The sequence below is a fragment of the Nitratireductor sp. OM-1 genome (assembly GCF_003296175.1).
Lineage (GTDB): Bacteria > Pseudomonadota > Alphaproteobacteria > Rhizobiales > Rhizobiaceae > Nitratireductor > Nitratireductor aquimarinus.
On sequence record NZ_CP029208.1, the window covers coordinates 1,740,488 to 1,755,100 of the forward strand.

A 14,613-nucleotide genomic window follows, 5' to 3' on the forward strand; every position below is an offset into this window, starting at 1 on the left:
TTCCTCCCCATGGTTTGCCTGCCACTGCCAGCCAGCGCCTCCACGCTGTCTTGGCTCCCGGCCTCCCGGGCCGTCTGACAGTGTCTTTCAGTCAGTCTCTTTGCTGGAGCGGATCTGTCAATAGACCATTGGATGAGATGCGGTGCGGGCGATGCTGAATACTCGAACCGCTACTTCCTCTGGCTGACCCGGGCGATGAATAAGTCCAAAAGAAAGATGATGATGACGCAGAGGCCGACAGCTTCCGCAATATGAATTGCAGCCTGCGCATTGGAATAGCGCGGGCAAAAAAACGCGGTGTTCACCACCCAGAAAAATGAAAACAACACACCCCAACAGATCACCGCGATTGCGATGATCTCGATCACTCGTCCCATAGGGCCCCCACCCGAAATTACGTAGCGGCAACCTATTTAGAAATTTTCTTTCGTCAACGGTTTATTCTTAGCCGGCTCGAAATAGTTGCAGAAATGCACCGATTTCGCGCTTCTTGCCGGTCGTGAAGCCTTTAAACGCGACAACTGGTTGCCGTTTAACGGTCTTCCCCGTCCTGCCAGTCTTTTGGCAGGTTGGGCTCCTGGACCAGCGGCGCGAGCAGCACTTTTCCGTAGATGGGCGCATGGCGTTTGCGCTGGTCGGGATCTTCCTTGAAGGAGAGCGCGTATTGCCCGATCTGGTGGAAATAGGTCAGCCGGGCGCGCACAAGGCTCTCCTCCGGCCCGTATCCCATGGCGCGAAAGGCGCGTTGCAGGAGCGTGATGCGCAGGTCGTCCATGCGGGCGACTTCCTGACCGAGCGCTTTCGAGGTGCGCGACCAGTCACGCACGGCGAGATCCAGAAGCGGGCTGAAAGGGTCTTCATCCACCCAGATGTGAACGATCTCCGTGAAGAACTGCAGCCCGTCGACATCGGTGATGTCGCGCTTGGCCTCGAAGGGCGCGCAATTGGCACGACGCCATTCGTTCAAAAGCTCTTCGTGGAGATCCTTGAGGCTGGAAAAGTGGAAATAGAAGCTGCCGCGCGTGACCTTGAAGTGGCGGGCGAGGCGGTCGATCTTGACCTCGGCGATGCCCCGCTTTTCCAGAACCTTGCGCGCCGCCCTGGCCCAGGCTTCACGGGACAGCGTCTGGCGCGATGACGTCTTCTTGTCCTTTGCGGATTTCGATGCCTTCTTCTGCGCCACGGGCTGCCTCCACTTCTGGTGCGCATTCACGCGCTGTTGTTCTGGGAACCTGCTGGTCTCTTTCCTGTCGAACGGCTTTCGCTAACAGAAGTTGCGGGGCCGGTCATCCGTAAACTCTAAAGTGGTCTGCGCACCCCGTTGGGTGCGCAGCGCCATCGTGCATTGCCGCGATTGCGTCAGGGCAGGGCGCTGATGCGCTCCAGCATGAGGTCGAAGAACGGAGCCGGATCGATCCGACGCAGCACATTGACGTTTTTCGGCTTGCCGGTGACGTGCCACCAGTCGACCACCGTCATGCCAATGGTCTCGGACGAGGAGATGTCGACCGTGACATAGCACTCGCGCTGCTCATAGGCCTGCGGAACGAGCAGATAGCCGGTGACGCAGGCATCGTGGATCGGCCGCGCCTTGGTCGGGAATTTATGATCGCCATACTGGCAGAAGAAACCGGCCATGTTGGCGGCCTCGAGTGCGGCGCGGCTGCCGGTGGCGCCCAGCGTTTCGAGCCATTCCGGCGTCATCTGTGCGGTGTAGGTGCAGTCGATGGGGGCCATGGTGACGGGTGCGCCCGAGTGGAACACCTTGTGGGCCGCATGCGGGTCGACGAAGATGTTGAACTCGGCTGCCGGCGTGGCGTTGCCGCCCTCGAAGAAGCCGCCGCCCATCAGCACGACTTCGCGGATGCGGGGGATGATGCGCGGCTCCATGGTCATGGCCATGGCGAGGTTCGTCATCGGCCCGAGCGTGCAGACGGTGATCTCGCCTTCGGGCGCGTCCATGATCGTGCGAACCATCCAGTTGACGGCATGCTCGTCCTGCACGGGCGTCGTCGGCTCGGGGAGTTCGGCGCCGTCCAGCCCGGTTTCGCCGTGGACATATTCCGCCGTCATCAGAGGCTTCACCATCGGTCCGGGGCAGCCTGCGAAGACCGGCACGTCGGGGCGGCCTGCAAGTTCCACAACTTTGAGCGCGTTCTTGGTGGTGAGCGAAAGGGGCACATTGCCGCCAACGGTCGTGATGCCAACCACTTCGAGTTCTTCCGGGGAACCCAGGGCGAACAGGATCGCGAAGGCGTCGTCCTGCCCCGGGTCGGTATCGATGATGATCTTACGTGGCGCCATGTCGGTTCCCATTTCCGTCTGATTCGGCTATTGCCGAGCACAATCCGATATGCATAAATACAGTACTGTATAGTATCTTCAAGCTGGGATGGTGGTCATGTCAACGAGTGAACGCGGCGATTTTTCGGAGATTCCGGTTCTCGACGTCTCGGGTCTTTATGGCGGCGACGAGGACGCCGTGCGCGCAGTCGCGTCGACGCTGCGCGGCTATCTGGAAAACATCGGCTTCCTCTACATCATCGGTCACCAGATCGCGCAGGAGGACATCGAGGCCGTACGCGAGGCGAGCCGGCAGTTCTTCGCTCTGCCCGAAGAAGAAAAGCTGAAACTGCGGATCGACAAGAACTTCCGCGGTTACCTGCCGTTCGCCGGCTCCACCATCGTCACCTCGTCGGTCGCGACCGTGAGCAAGCCGAACCAGAGCGAGTCGCTCTTCTTCATGCATGAGGTCGACGCTGATGATCCGCGCGTGGCTGCGGACAAGCCGCTTCAGGGGCCGAACCAGTGGCCGGACGCCGTGATGCTGCCGGAGTTCCGCGAGACCATCGAGCGCTATGTGGACCAGATGAACACGCTGGCCCGCAAGATGGTTGGCGCGATCTCCATCTCGCTCGGCCTGTCGCCGGACGAGCTGAACAGCCATTTCGACGATCCGACCACCTTCCTGCGCCTTCTGCACTATCCCACGCAGCCGGCGGAAGAGGGGCTGTTCGGCTCCGCACCGCACACCGATTACGGTTTCATCACCCTGCTCGCGCAGGACGATGTCGGCGGTCTCGAGGTCAAGAACAAGGGTGGCGACTGGGTGCCGGCTCCGCCGATCCCGAACTCCTTCGTCATGAATGTGGGCGACATCCTCGCCCGCTGGTCGAACGACGTGTTCGTCTCCACGCCGCACCGGGTGATCAACCGGTCGGGCCGTGAGCGCTACTCGCAGCCCTTCTTCTTCGATCCGTCGATGGAAGCGCAGATCGAGGCGCTGCCGGCCTGCGTGCCCGAGGGCGCTGCACCGAAATACGAGCCGGTGCTCTATGGGGATTACCTGATGGAGCGCATCGACAAGAACTATCATTACCGCAAGAAGAAAGCCGCTGAAGAAGCTGCGGCGAACTGATCTTCGCGCTTGAAACGGCCTTGATCGTCCCGAAGGACGCCAGGGCCGTTTTCAAAGGGATTATGCCTCGGGGGCTGAGGCATATATGGATAAGTCCAGAGGAGAACGGGTATGAACAAACATGTTTCGCAGATGGCGGGCCTCGGCCTTGCCGCACTGATGGGGCTGAGCGCTTCGGCATCGGCTTCCGACATTCCGGTTGCGCCGGAAGTTACGGAAAGCGGCAAGCTGTCGGTCGCCAACACGATCGATTTCGCGCCTTTCGAGTATCTTGATGCAGACGGCAAGCCGACCGGCATCATCATCGAACTGGCCGGCGAAGTCGCCAAGCTGGTGGATGCCGAGCTTGATGTGCAGCGCACCCCGTTCCCCTCGATGATCCCCGGCCTGGCGGCCGGTCGCTTCAAGATCGCCTGGGAAACCTTTTCGGCCAAGCCCGAGCGCCTGGAGCAGGTCGACTTCGTGATGTTCATCAAGGCCGGCATCGCGGCTTCGACATCGCCCGAGAAGAAGGACGACTTCGCCGGCGACATGCCGCTTTGCGGCAAGCGCGTGGGCGTTTCGGCGGGCAGCGGTTCCGACTTCCTGGTCGACAAGCTGAGCGCCGAATGCACCGAGAAGGGCAAGGAAGCGATCGACAAGTCGGTGTTCAACACGTCGACGGACATCATACAGGCCGTGCTCGCCGACCGCATCGACGCCCGCGTTGATGACGCGACCGCATCGAGCTATTTCGAGGTCACGAGCAATGGCAAGCTCATCGTTCTGCCGACGCTTTATGACGTCGCGCCGCTTGGCCTCGCCATTGCGAAGGGCGATCAGGCAACCGCCGACATGATGGTCGCGGCACTCGCCGAACTGTTCGAGAACGGCACCTATCAGTCGATCCTCGACAAGTATGGAATGGGCGCCTACGCGATCAAGGAACCCTATTTCGTCGACACCATGGACGCGCTGCGGGCCGAGTAATCGGCCTGTAGTCCCACTGTAGCGAGTTTGGAGAAACGATGAGCAAGGTTGATACGAGCAAGGCTCGGCCCCAGCCATCCGTGGTGGAGGAGGTCGACCGTCTCGTCGTCGTGCCGCGCCGCAATTACGGCATCTGGATCGGGACGGCGTTCACCCTGGTGCTATCGTACTTCATCCTGCGCGCCTTTGCCGTCAATCCGGCCTTCGGATGGGAGACAGCCGCCGGCTACCTCTTCCATCCGTCGATCATGAGCGGTCTCATGACCACGCTCGTGCTGACGGTCGTCATCATGTTCCTGGCGATCGTCATCGGCACCATCGTCGCGGTGATGCGCGTGTCGCCAAGCCCGGTGCTGCGCAGCTTCGCGGGCGCCTATGTGTGGTTCTTCCGCGGCGTGCCGGCGCTGATCCAGCTGATCTTCTGGTTCAACCTGGCGCTGCTGGTGCGCGAATTCTCGCTGACACTTCCTTTCGTCGGTGAAATCTTCTCGATCCGCACCAATGATTTCATGACGCCTTTCTTCTCCGCCGTTGTGGCGCTCTCGCTTTGCGAGGCGGGCTACATGGCCGAGATCATCCGCGCCGGCATCAAGTCGGTGCCGACCGGCCAGTCGGAAGCGGCAAGCGCACTGGGCATGCCCTATCGCAACATCCTGAAGCGCATCGTGCTGCCGCAGGCCATGCGTTTCGTCGTGCCGCCGACGGGCAATGAGGCAATCAATCTTCTGAAGCTGACCTCGCTGGTGACCTTCATCGCCGTGGACGACCTGTTCTATTCGGCGCAGTCGATCTATGCGCGCACCTTCGAGACCATTCCGCTGCTCATCGTGGTGGCCGTCTGGTATCTTGCCGTGGTCTCGATCATGTCGGTGGGGCAGCATTTCCTGGAGCGCCATTTCGGCCGCAGTGAAACCCGCAGCCAGTCCCTGACCACGCGCCTCCTGCGCAATGCCTTCGGAACCCGCGCAAAGGGAGCGGCGACATGAGCAACACTCCATCTGAAAACCGCGCCCGCTTCGGCGTGCCGGAAGACTCCATGGTGTTCGCGCGCGGCGTGCGCAAATCCTTTGGAACGCTGGACGTTCTGAAGGGCGTGGACATCGACGTTCCGAAGGGCTCGGTCGCCTGCATCATCGGGCCTTCCGGCTCCGGCAAGAGCACGTTCCTGCGCTGCATCAACCATCTGGAAAAGCTGACCGGCGGCATTCTGCTCGTCGACGGCGCATTCGTTGGCTACGATCTGCGCAAGGACAGGCTCTATGAGGTGAAGGACAACGAGCTTTGCCAGCGGCGCGCCGAGATCGGCATGCTGTTTCAGTCGTTCAACCTGTTCTCGCACATGACGGTGATGGAGAACCTGATCGAAGCGCCGGTGCATGTGCGCCGCGTGCCGGTGGAGCAGGCCAAGAGCGAGGCGCTGGAGCTGCTTGCCCGTGTCGGCCTGTCCGAGAAGGTCGACAGCTATCCGCGCGAACTCTCCGGTGGCCAGCAGCAGCGTGTGGCCATTGCCCGCGCCATGGCGATGAAGCCCAAGGTTCTGCTTTTTGACGAACCCACTTCCGCGCTCGATCCCGAGCTTGTGGGCGAGGTTCTGCAGGTCATGCGCGATCTTGCCGAAACCGGCATGACCATGGTGGTGGTGACCCATGAAATCGGCTTTGCCCGCGAGATCGGCGATCAGCTGATCTTCATGGATGGCGGCGTGATCGTCGAAGAGGGCAACCCGCGCGAAATGATTGCCAATCCGCAGTCGCCGCGCACGAAAGAGTTCCTCTCCAAGGTGCTCTGATCCGGTTTGCCGGTAAATTAATTTCCAGCGCTTTCGACCCCGTCTCCCGCTCTGCCGGGAGGCGGGGTCAGCTTTTTGATTTTTCGGGGTTAGAGTGCTCCCCCTTTTCCTGGAATTGCTCCAGTCGCGCCGTTGAGCAGATCTCACGGGCGTCATGCCTCTTCCACAATCAACATGCTTTCCATGGACGCGCGGGATGAATCCGCGCCTGCGGCCTTGACACGGGCGGCGACTGTCTCATTAAATGAAAGCGCTTTCACTTTTGAGGAGAGGGGGGACGTTGAATCAGCTCTGGGTTACGCTTCGGCCGCACCTGCCCTTCATGCTCGACGGGTTTCTGCTCACCGTGTTCGCCTGTACGCTGGCAATCATCGGGGCGGTTCTCATCGGGGCATTGATGGCGTCGCTTCGCACGTCCGGAAACCGGATCGTGCGCGGGGTTGCGTTCGCCTATAGCGACGTGTTCCGCAACACGCCGTTCATCGTTCAGCTTTTTTTCTTCTTCTACGGCCTGCCGGAAATCGGCATCTATATCGGCGCGTTCGAGACCGGGGTGATCGCCCTGTCGATCATCGGTGGCGCGTTTGTTTCCGATGTCATCCGCTCGGGCATTCTGGCGGTGGATCAGGGGGTGATCGAGGCGGCGAAGGTGAGTGGCCTCAGCCGCTGGACCATTTTTACCAAAATCGTTCTACCAATTGCGCTGCGCACCTCCGTGCGCCCGATGGGCTCGGTGCTGATCAACATGGTTCTGACCTCCTCGATCCTGTCGACGATCACGATCAATGAACTGACGGGCACCGCCAAGATCGTGGCTTCGACCACCTTCAAGCCGTTCGAGGTCTATCTCGTGCTGCTCGTTCTCTACGCCTCGCTCACCTATGCGCTGTCGCTTCTGATCAACACGGTTCACAGGCGGCTCAACCGGGCGATGGATACGGGAGGCGCGGCATGAGGTATGCAGACTTCACGCCCTATGATCTGGTGCTGCTTGCGCAGGGGCTGGGCGTCACGGTGGGGCTCTTCACGCTCACCACGCTTGTCGGGCTTCTGATCGCGGCGCTCTTCACCCTGGTCGACTATTACCGCGTGCCGGTGCTGCGGCAGGTGATCGTCACCATCAGCGAAGCGCTCAAGAACTCGCCGGTTCTGGTTCAGCTCTTTCTGGTTTTCTTCGGCCTGCCGGCCTTCTTTCACATCAACATGACGCCATTCGTGGCGGCATCGCTCACCATCAGCCTGAACACGGCGGCGTTCGCATTCGTGATCTTCCGCTCGGGCATCGATGCGGTGGAGGCGGAGCAGGTGGCGGCGGCAAAGGTCTATGGGCATTCGCGCTGGCAGATCCTGCGCTTCGTGCTTCTGCCGCAGGCTGCCGCGTTCTCCATCGGGCCGCTGGTCGGCCTTCTGGTGAACCAGCTTCAGGTCACATCGCTGATCTCGGTCATCGGCGTGTTCGATCTGACCAAGATCGGCAACATTCTCAATCTGCGCACGCTCGAGCCATTCATCGTGTGGACCGTGGTGGGGCTCCTCTACTACGCGCTGGCAAAGCTTCTGGCGAGTATGGGCGCGCGCATTGAAAAGCGGCTGCGCAGGTCGGTCGTCTGGGAAGGAATCTGACATGATTGTCATTGAAGACGTCGAAAAGCGTTTTGGCGAAACGACGGTCCTGAAGCGCATCAACCTGACCATCGAGCCGGGCGAGGTGGTGACCATTCTGGGCTCGAGCGGTTCGGGCAAGTCGACGCTGATCCGCTGCATCAACGGGCTGGAGGCTGTCTCTGGCGGGCGGATCACCGTCGATGGCAATGATGTGTCCACCAAGGCGGGGCTCGCGGCGGCGCGGCGGCGCTCGGCGACGGTGTTCCAGCTGTTCAATCTCTACCCGCACATGACGGCGCTGGAGAACATCACGCTGGCGCCGATCAACGTTTTGAAGAAGCCGCGCGCGGAAGCCGAGGCGCGGGCGCGCGAACTCCTGAAGCTGGTGGGGCTCGCCGAGCTCGCGACGGCCTATCCGCAGCGCCTGTCGGGCGGCCAGCGTCAGCGCGTGGGCATCTGCCGGGCGCTTGCGATGGACCCGCGTTACCTGCTGCTGGACGAGGTGACGAGCGCGCTCGATCCGGAGATGACGGGCGAGGTTCTGGACATTCTGGCCGAGCTTGCGCGCGGCGGCACGACGATGCTGTTCGTGACCCACGAGGTCGAGTTTGCGCGGCGCATCTCCAGCCGCATCGTTTTTCTGGAGCAGGGCGAACTCATCGTCGACATGCCCACCGAACGTTTCTTTGCGGAGGATGGCGGCTTTGCCGTGCCGCGCATCCGCCAGTTCCTGACCAAGATGAAGAAAGACTGACGCGTGATACTTCTTGCCAATTGCGAGGCCGAAGCCGGATTTTCCGAATCCATTGCCGACCTGAAGAACGGGAAATCCGCCGTGGATGCGCTGGTGCGCGGTATCGGCTTCGTGGAGGCCGATCCGAAGGTGCGCAGCGTCGGCTATGGCGGCTGGCCCAACATGCTGGGCGTGATGGAATGCGACGCCGGCGTGATGGACGGGACGACCCGCGCCGTGGGCACGGTGGCCGCCGTTCCGCGCACGCTGCATGTGGCCGCGCTCGCCTGCGAGGTGATGCGCCGGCTGCCCCATGTGATGCTGACCGGAGAGGGCGCGCGCAGGTTTGCTGATGAAATCGGTTTCACGACCGACGACATGCTCTATCCGGACAGCAAGCACGTCTGGTGGGAAAAGCTCGACGGCCTGATGACCGAGGAACAGAAGGGCGCTTTCCCCGACACACCGCTGGCGGGGCTTCTGGGCGCGATCACCGACCCCGAGCGGGTGCGCGACACGACCGTGTTTCTGGGGCAGGACCAGACCGGCGGGATTGCGACCGTCACCTCGACTTCGGGCTGGGCGTGGAAATATCCGGGCCGCGTGGGCGACAGCCCGATCCCCGGCGCAGGCTTTTACGCCGACAGCCGCTATGGCGCGGCGGCGTGCACGCATACCGGCGAGATGACCATGCGTTCGGCGACGGCGCACGCAATCGTACACGGCATGAAATGCGGTCTGTCTCTCGATGACGCGATCCAGAGTGCAGCCGACGATCTGCTCGCGCTCGACACCGGTTTCATCGGCGAAGTGGTGATCCACGCGCTCGACACGCACGGCAATCACCGTGTCGTCAATCTCCATGGCCAGGGCACCGTTGCCTACTGGTTCTGGGAGCCTTCCATGGCCGCTCCGGAAAAGCGGCAATCGCAACCGATCTGATTTAAGAAGGAGGAGTTCAATGAAATCTCTCGTGAAGAAGACCATCGTGGCGCTGGCGGCCTGTGCCGCGCTCGCCGGACCGGCGGCAGCCGGCATGCTGGATGACATCATCGAGCGCGGCAAGGTGCGCATCGGCGTGTCGCTGGGCGGCGAGCCCATCGGCTTCCGCGACGACAAGAACAACCCCGTCGGCTACGACGTGGACGTGGCCACCCTGCTTGCCGAGAAGATCGGCGTGCCGGTGGAGTTCACCGACGTTTCGGGCGATGCGCGTGTTTCGATGCTGGTTTCCGGCCAGCTCGACATCGTGGTCGCAAACACGTCTGCAACGCTGCCCCGCGCCAAGGCGGTGAGCTTCTCGATCCCCTACAACCGCGCCGGCCTGCGCGTGATTGCCCAGACCGATGCAGGGATCAAGACCCTCGCCGACCTCGATGGCAAGCGCGTCGTTGTGGGGCGCGGCACCACGGGTGAAGCCTTCCTGAAGCGTGAAGTGCCGGGTGCGGAACTGGTCTACACCGACACGTTCTCGCCGGATGGCGTTCTGCTGCTGCGCCAGAAGCGCGTTGACGCCGGCATCGAGGATTCCTCCATGCTCGACTATCTCGCAGCACAGGAAGAAGGTCTGGTCACGGTGCCGGGTCTCTATTCCAACGATCCGATCGGCATTGCCGTCGCCAAGGGCGATCCGGATTTCGTGCGCTGGCTCGACATGTTTGTCTCGGACTACATCCAGTCCGGCGCCTATGAGGCAAACTACAAGAAGTGGTGGGGCGAAGACGCCAACCCGCCGGAGCTGAACCCGCTCTGGTAAACCCGAACGGCCCGCTGGCGAGCAACCTTGCCGGCGGGCATTCTCATTGATCGAATGTCGGTTTGTCAGCCGGTGCTGCGCTCGACGAAACGGGTGCGCAGTTCATGCACTTCCGGGTGGTCGCGATAGCCGGCCGGATCCTTCAGAAACATCGAAATGCCATGGATCAGTTCCGCCTTGTCAAAGCCGATCGAGGAGATGTCGAAGGCGTTGAAATTGGCGTTCACCACGGCGTCGAACCCGTAAAGACGATAGTCGCGCGGCGGCAGAAGATCACGCGCCCTCAGCCCGTCCATCATGCCCATGGCCATGGCGTCCGAGGTGCAGAAAATAGCATCGGGAAGGCTTGCGCCGTCGATGCGGCCGGCAAGGCTGAGCCCCGACGCATAGGAATAGTCGCCCTGCAGCTCCTGAACGAGATCGAGACCTGCCCCGGCGCAGATGTCGCGATAGGCCTGAATGCGGGCCTGCTCAATGAGCGAGGTCTGACGGCCGGTGACCAGCGCGCCGGTCTTCGCCCCGCGTTCCAGCGCGCGCGTCACGGCCTCGCGAATGCCTGCCGCCTCGTCGATGGTGATGTAGGCGGACTTGGCGTCGAAGCGCCCGTTGAGCATCAGAACATTGTCGCTGTGGAACAGCGTGCGCACGCCTTCGGCGTCGGCGAAGTCGGAAAAGACGAGCGCTGCATGAACGTGAAACGCGGCGCTGTTGCGCAGAAAATCCTCGATCTTCTCGGTGTTGCCGACACGGATGATGACGGCCTGCTTGCCGAGCGCCTGGATCGCTTCGAGCAGCGGGTCGAACAGGTCGAGATCGGAAAGATCGGTGATGTGGTTGACGATGACCGCCACCATGTCGAGCGAATTGGTAGCCAGGCCGCGCGCCAGCGGGTTCTGGTTGTAGCCAAGCTCCGCGGCCGCCTTCAGAACACGCTCGCGCTTCTCGCGCGAGACCGGACGGCGCTCCGGCGAGAGCGCACGGGAGACAATCGCCGGCGCCACGCCCGCCCGCTTTGCGACATCGGCAATCGTCGGCCTTTTGCGTCGCGCGGGTTTGTCTTCGGGCATGGATTCTTCCGGTCTTCTTGTAATGTTCTGGCCTTCGCGGCCTTATGCCATCAAACACGAAAGAATTGAAATGATATGTTGTTTTGACATCGGCGGGTCCAAGGCCATCGTTGCCGACATGGGATCGGACAACAGGCCCGTCATTCGCGGCAGGCAGGCGACGCCCGCGCGTGATTACGACGCTTTTCGCGAAACGGTGAAGGCGATGGCAGGCGAGGGCGATGTGCCGGTGGGCATCTCCATCGCGGCGGTTATCGATCCCGTGACCGGGCTTGCGCGCAGCGCCAACATTCCCTGCATCACCGGCCGCAACGTGGCCGCAGATCTGCGCGAAACACTCTCGCGCCCGGTCTATGTCATCAACGATGCAAACGCTTTTGCGCTCGCCGAAGCGCAGACGGGCGTGGGCATCGGACACCGGCAGGTGCTCGCCGCAATCATCGGAACGGGCATTGGCGGCGCGGTGGTGATCGATGGCCGGGTGATGACGGGCGCGACCGGCAATGCCGGGGAATGGGGTCACGGCCCGGCAAGCGCGATGCGCACGGGCACCGTTTTGCCGGCGATTGAATGCGGCTGCGGCCAGGTGGGCTGTGTCGACACGCTGGGGGCCGCGCGCGGCATCGAGCGGCTGCACCGGCACCTGCATGGCATCGAGAGCGACAGCGTGACGATCCTTGCGCAATGGCATGCCGGCGAGGAATGGGCGACACGCACCGTCGATGTCTTTCTCGACATTGTCGGCGGCGCGCTGGCCAACATCGTCAACATGGTCGATCCGTCCATCATCCCGGTCAGCGGCGGGCTGGCGCAGGATGAAACACTCATTGAAGCGCTTGATAGAGAGGTGCGTCAGCGCTGCCTGATCGAGCGCAGCGAACGGCTGCTTGTCCCGGTTCAGGGCGGTGCGGAAAAGGCGCTGGCGGGCGCTGCAATCTTTGCAAGGGAGGCACACAATGCGGGCAACGCTTGAGGTTTGCGTGGACACGCTTGAAGGCGTGGAAACCTGCGTCGAGGGCGGGGCGGACAGGATTGAGCTGTGCTCGGCGCTGCCGCTTGGCGGGCTGACGCCATCGCCGGGCCTGATGCGGGCGGCGGCAGGGTGCGGCGTGCCGGCCTATGCCATGATCCGGCCGCGCCAGGGCGATTTCTGCTTCGGCGAGCGTGAGGTTGCGCTGATGGTGGATGACATTGCGGCGGCGCGGGATGCGGGCCTTGCCGGCGTGGTTCTGGGGGCGGCGACCGCTAACGGCCTTCTCGACGAAGCCGTGCTTTCGGTGCTCTGCGCGGCCAGCGACGGCATGGGGCGCACCCTGCACCGCGTGATCGACACGGTGGAAGACCGGCTGGCGGCGATCGACACGGCCATTGCGCTTGGCTTTGAGAGAATTCTCACGTCAGGCGGTGCATTGACGGCCATTGACGGGCTCTCGGCACTCAAAGACATGCAGGCGCATGCCGGCGAGCGCATCGAGATCATGGTCGGGTCCGGTGTCGCTCCCGAGAATGCCGTCGCGATTTCCGAGCGGACGGGCATAAGCGCGTTTCATGCGTCTTGTGGAATCTCTGTTCCCACCGATGAACGGCTTGCCGCATTCGGCTTTGCGCCGCAGACCGAGCGCCGGACCTCGGCGGAGAAAATCCGGCAGATGAAGACGGTGCTCGAAAGCCTTTAGAGGCGAGGCAGTGTTTCTGGAAAAACGCCGCCTCGCCCGATCAGGCGATCAGGAGGCGTAGCCGGTGAGGAACGAAGTCAGATTGTCTGACAGCGCGTCACACAGATAGCCGCCTTCCTGCACGATGACGCTTGGCAGGCCGAGGCTGGAGATCGCCTCCGCCATGCGGGCGAAGCCCGGCGTGCTGACGGACAGTCCGCCGAAGGGGTCGCCCTCGAATGCATCAAGGCCGAGCGCCACGACCAGCGCGTCCGGCGCAAAGGCGCGGATGCGGCGGAAGGCGGGCTGAAGCGCTTCCAGAAAGGCTTCATCGCCCGATTTGCGCGGCAGCGGCAGGTTGAGATTGTAGCCAAGGCCCGGTCCTTCGCCGCGCTCGTCGGCGTGTCCCCAGAAGAAGGGGTAGAAGCGCACGGGGTCGGCATGGATAGAGACGGTGAGCACGTCGGGCCGGGCATAGAAAATGCCCTGCGTGCCATTGCCGTGGTGCAGGTCGACATCGAGAATGGCGACGCGGGCAGCCTGTTTGCGAAGATGCTGCGCGGCGATTGCCGAATTGTTGAAGAAGCAGAAGCCGCCGGCGGCATCGGCAAAGGCGTGGTGGCCGGGCGGGCGCGAAAGCGCATAGGCGGCGGGCGCGCCGCTCATCACGGCTTCGGCGGCTTCCACAGCACTCCACGCGCTCCAGCAGGCGCTGTCCCAGGTCTCGGCCGAGATGGGGCAGGCGGTGTCGGCCATGTGGTAGCCGGCCTGTCCCACGGCAGAAGCCGGGTAGCGGCCATTGCGGCCAAGCGGGTGAATGTTCGGGATCACCTCTTCGGATGCGCCCTCAATGCGCTGCCAGCGCGTGTAGATGTGCTCCAGAAAGTCCAGATATTCCGGCGTGTGGATGGCTGCGATGGGACCGCGCCCGTGTTCGCGGGGACGTTCGATGGCGCAGCCGGCGGCTTTCGCGCCCAGAAGAAGACGCTCGGTCCGCTCGGGCTGTTCCGGGTTCGGCTGCGGCGCACCGCTTGAGAGGAAGGCTTTCGGATTGTGCTGTTTCTGCTCTACGGCGTAGAAGGCTTTCATCATCACTCCTGTCTTGTCTGACGGCTGGCCAGCGCCTCGAATGTCGCCGCATAGGCGGCATGCGCGTGCTCGTTTTCGTTCCAGCCAATGCCCAGCCGGGCGTAGAATGCTTTTGCGTTGCGGTTTTCGGCATCGACCGAAAGCCGCAGATAGGCTCCGCCGCGCGCCTGCGACCAGGCCGCCGTGGCGGCCAGCAGGGCCTCGCCCACGCCGCGCCCGCGCGCCGCTGGCGAGACGTAGAGATCCTGCACGTAGACGCCGGGTTTGCCGAGCCAGGTGGAGAACACGGGGAAGAAGAGGCTGAGGCCTGCAAATGCCCCGTCGGCCTCTGCGATCAGGCAGGAGAAGGCGGCGTCCGGCCCGAAGCCGAAGCGGCGGAAATCCTCCACCTGCGAGACCGCGCGGTCCTGCTCGCCCAGATAGGCGGCAAGATCCATGATGGCGCGGTGGATGGTCTGCGCGTCATCCGCCGTCGCGGGGCGGATCGAAAAGCCGGTGTCGGCAACGGCGTGGTTCGGCATGGGATATTCCC

General features: G+C 62.7%; 17 protein-coding genes. 11 read left to right on the forward strand and 6 right to left on the reverse strand.

From position 1 onward, the window contains the following. Positions 1-170: 170 nt before the first annotated feature. From DEJ54_RS08200 to DEJ54_RS08210, 3 genes are all read right to left on the reverse strand, one after another. Positions 171-368, reverse strand: coding sequence for a hypothetical protein (locus tag DEJ54_RS08200; RefSeq protein ID WP_113154138.1), 198 nt, complete (start codon positions 366-368; stop codon positions 171-173). Positions 369-532: 164 nt separating this feature from the next. Continuing rightward, positions 533-1,183, reverse strand: a complete 651-nt coding sequence (locus tag DEJ54_RS08205) for a TetR/AcrR family transcriptional regulator (RefSeq protein ID WP_113156162.1) — start codon at positions 1,181-1,183, stop codon at positions 533-535. A 176-nt stretch (positions 1,184-1,359) separates the two neighbouring features. Further along, positions 1,360-2,304: a nucleoside hydrolase gene (locus tag DEJ54_RS08210; RefSeq protein ID WP_113156163.1), complete on the reverse strand. Its 945-nt coding sequence runs from the start codon at positions 2,302-2,304 to the stop codon at positions 1,360-1,362. Positions 2,305-2,401: 97 nt separating this feature from the next. On the opposite strand from DEJ54_RS08210, the gene DEJ54_RS08215 reads away from it, so the two are divergent. From DEJ54_RS08215 to DEJ54_RS08255, 9 genes are all read left to right on the forward strand, one after another. After that, complete coding sequence (locus DEJ54_RS08215) at positions 2,402-3,418, forward strand: isopenicillin N synthase family oxygenase (protein ID WP_113156164.1); 1,017 nt, start codon at positions 2,402-2,404, stop codon at positions 3,416-3,418. Between the two features lie 111 nt (positions 3,419-3,529). After that, complete coding sequence (locus DEJ54_RS08220) at positions 3,530-4,387, forward strand: ABC transporter substrate-binding protein (protein WP_113154139.1); 858 nt, start codon at positions 3,530-3,532, stop codon at positions 4,385-4,387. Positions 4,388-4,425: 38 nt separating this feature from the next. Beyond that, on the forward strand, positions 4,426-5,373 hold the full coding sequence (locus DEJ54_RS08225; RefSeq protein WP_113154140.1) for an amino acid ABC transporter permease: 948 nt from the start codon (positions 4,426-4,428) through the stop codon (positions 5,371-5,373). Next, a complete protein-coding gene (locus tag DEJ54_RS08230; protein WP_113154141.1) occupies positions 5,370-6,176 on the forward strand; it encodes an amino acid ABC transporter ATP-binding protein in 807 nt (268 codons plus the stop codon). Before DEJ54_RS08225 ends, DEJ54_RS08230 begins: the two co-directional genes overlap by 4 nt. Positions 6,177-6,456: 280 nt before the next feature. Further along, positions 6,457-7,131, forward strand: coding sequence for an amino acid ABC transporter permease (locus tag DEJ54_RS08235; protein WP_222473790.1), 675 nt, complete (start codon positions 6,457-6,459; stop codon positions 7,129-7,131). Continuing rightward, positions 7,128-7,799, forward strand: coding sequence for an ABC transporter permease subunit (locus DEJ54_RS08240; RefSeq protein ID WP_113154143.1), 672 nt, complete (start codon positions 7,128-7,130; stop codon positions 7,797-7,799). Before DEJ54_RS08235 ends, DEJ54_RS08240 begins: the two co-directional genes overlap by 4 nt. 1 nt (position 7,800) lies before the next feature. After that, positions 7,801-8,535, forward strand: a complete 735-nt coding sequence (locus DEJ54_RS08245; protein WP_113154144.1) for an amino acid ABC transporter ATP-binding protein — start codon at positions 7,801-7,803, stop codon at positions 8,533-8,535. A 3-nt stretch (positions 8,536-8,538) separates the two neighbouring features. Continuing rightward, the gene (locus tag DEJ54_RS08250) at positions 8,539-9,456 is read left to right on the forward strand and encodes an isoaspartyl peptidase/L-asparaginase (RefSeq protein ID WP_113154145.1); all 918 of its coding nucleotides are present in this window, start codon (positions 8,539-8,541) and stop codon (positions 9,454-9,456) included. 19 nt (positions 9,457-9,475) lie between these two features. After that, the gene (locus tag DEJ54_RS08255; RefSeq protein WP_113154146.1) at positions 9,476-10,270 is read left to right on the forward strand and encodes a transporter substrate-binding domain-containing protein; all 795 of its coding nucleotides are present in this window, start codon (positions 9,476-9,478) and stop codon (positions 10,268-10,270) included. Between the two features lie 65 nt (positions 10,271-10,335). Here the strand turns inward: DEJ54_RS08255 and DEJ54_RS08260 are convergent, their stop codons facing one another. Then, complete coding sequence (locus DEJ54_RS08260) at positions 10,336-11,337, reverse strand: LacI family DNA-binding transcriptional regulator (protein WP_065815699.1); 1,002 nt, start codon at positions 11,335-11,337, stop codon at positions 10,336-10,338. Between the two features lie 70 nt (positions 11,338-11,407). Between DEJ54_RS08260 and DEJ54_RS08265 the strand changes: the two genes are divergently transcribed. Both DEJ54_RS08265 and DEJ54_RS08270 read left to right on the forward strand, forming a co-directional pair. After that, a complete protein-coding gene (locus DEJ54_RS08265) occupies positions 11,408-12,310 on the forward strand; it encodes an ROK family protein (protein WP_113156165.1) in 903 nt (300 codons plus the stop codon). Beyond that, complete coding sequence (locus DEJ54_RS08270) at positions 12,294-13,013, forward strand: copper homeostasis protein CutC (RefSeq protein ID WP_113154147.1); 720 nt, start codon at positions 12,294-12,296, stop codon at positions 13,011-13,013. Before DEJ54_RS08265 ends, DEJ54_RS08270 begins: the two co-directional genes overlap by 17 nt. Before the next feature lie 48 nt (positions 13,014-13,061). Here the strand turns inward: DEJ54_RS08270 and DEJ54_RS08275 are convergent, their stop codons facing one another. Both DEJ54_RS08275 and DEJ54_RS08280 read right to left on the reverse strand, forming a co-directional pair. Further along, on the reverse strand, positions 13,062-14,081 hold the full coding sequence (locus tag DEJ54_RS08275; RefSeq protein ID WP_113156166.1) for a histone deacetylase family protein: 1,020 nt from the start codon (positions 14,079-14,081) through the stop codon (positions 13,062-13,064). Between the two features lie 2 nt (positions 14,082-14,083). Then, complete coding sequence (locus DEJ54_RS08280) at positions 14,084-14,602, reverse strand: GNAT family N-acetyltransferase (protein ID WP_113154148.1); 519 nt, start codon at positions 14,600-14,602, stop codon at positions 14,084-14,086. Positions 14,603-14,613: the final 11 nt, after the last annotated feature.